The following is a 1,422-nucleotide window of genomic DNA, read 5'->3' on the forward strand; positions in this document are numbered from 1 at the left end:
ACCGTGGCGGTGATGGGGGCGGCGGCCGGGGCGGTCATCGGGCCGCCTCCGTGTCGCTGCCCGTACCGGCGCGGTGAGTGCCGCTGTGGGCACCGCGGTGGGCGCGCAGCGCGCTGGTGTAGCCGCGTTCGATCGGGTTGCCGTCGCGCTCGTCCGCTCCGGCGTCGGCCGGTGTCCGCTCACCGAGGGCCGTCAGGTCGGCGGTGGTGCCCCGGAACGCGAGCCGGCCCGCTGCCAGCAGCGTCACACGCGAGCAGGCGGCTGCGACGTCCTCGACGAGGTGGGTCGAGACGATGACGGTGGAAGCGGTGCCCAATTCGCGGAGCAGTGCTCTGAATTCGACGCGCTGCTCCGGATCGAGACCGGCGGTCGGCTCGTCGAGCAGCAGTATCTCCGGTTCGTTGACGATGGCCTGGGCGATACCGACGCGGCGCACCATGCCACCCGACAGGGTCTTCACCTTCGCGTCGATGCGGTCACCGAGGCCGACGCGCCCGACAGCGCGCTCCACCGCCTCCGGCACCCCCGCCGCCGGCATCTCCTTGAGCCAGGCCACGTACGAGACGAACTCCCGCACGGTGAAGCCCGGGTAGTAGCCGAACTCCTGCGGCAGATAGCCCAGTCGCCGCCGTACGGCGGAGCGCGCCCGCTGTCCGGACACGTCCTGTCCCAGCATCTCCACCCGCCCGCCGCCCGGCGCCGCGACGGTCGCCAGTACCCGGATCAGAGAGGTCTTGCCCGCGCCGTTCGGCCCGAGCAGCCCGTGCACGCCGGTGCCGAAGTCCAGGTCGACGGAGTCGAGGGCGAGCGTCCTGCGGTGCCGGACGGTGAGCCCGCGTACCGCCACTCGCGCCCCGCCGGCCCTGTCCGCCCTGTCCGCTCCGTCCTGCCGGTGCGCTGCCGTTCCGTGTCGCGCGGTGTCGGTCATGGGTGTTCCAGACGGTTGAGGGTCGGAAGGTCGAAGGAAGCGCGCCGCAGCACGAGCAGCCCGGCGCAGAGCACCCCGGTCAGCGCCCAGCAGCTCTGCGCTGCCGGTCCCGAGAAGGTGTGCGCCAGGTGGCCGGAGAGTGTGGCCGTGGAGAGCGGCCCCTGCCCCAGGGCCGGTCCTGCCCCCGGTACGGCCACGCTCAGCAGCCAGCCGGCACCGAGCACGGCAGTGCTCGTACGGCAGCCGACGTACGAACCGAGCGCCAGCGCCGCCAGGGTCAGCACGACCCCCGGCAGCAGCCAGGCCGCCGCCCCCGGCGCGCCTCCCGATGCGGGCAGCAGCGCACCGGCGACGGTCAGCAGCGGCAGACTCACCATCAGGACGGCCAGCGTGCGCGTCAGCAGCAGCCGCAGCCCGCCTCCCGGGGTCGAGGCGATGATCTCGTACAGCGGGTCGGCGTACGGCCCGTACGACACGGCGACGCCCGCCAGCGG

General features: G+C 73.8%; 1 protein-coding gene and 1 pseudogene. Both read right to left on the reverse strand.

The genetic code is table 11. From position 1 onward, the window contains the following. Nucleotides 1-34 precede the first annotated feature (34 nt). The gene (locus tag QR77_RS27960) at nucleotides 35-928 is read right to left on the reverse strand and encodes an ABC transporter ATP-binding protein (protein ID WP_078877227.1); all 894 of its coding nucleotides are present in this window, start codon (nucleotides 926-928) and stop codon (nucleotides 35-37) included. After that, nucleotides 925-1,422: pseudogene (locus tag QR77_RS49170) on the reverse strand (zf-HC2 domain-containing protein); the annotation flags it as partial. The pseudogene QR77_RS49170 and the gene QR77_RS27960, both read right to left, overlap by 4 nt.

Source organism: Streptomyces sp. 150FB (assembly GCF_000818195.1).
In the GTDB taxonomy this organism is placed as follows: domain Bacteria; phylum Actinomycetota; class Actinomycetes; order Streptomycetales; family Streptomycetaceae; genus Streptomyces.

Coding starts and splice junctions, on each gene's coding strand:
- QR77_RS27960 (WP_078877227.1), bottom strand. CDS start 928: ATGACCGACACCGCGCGACACGGAACGGCAGCGCACCGGCAGGACGGA.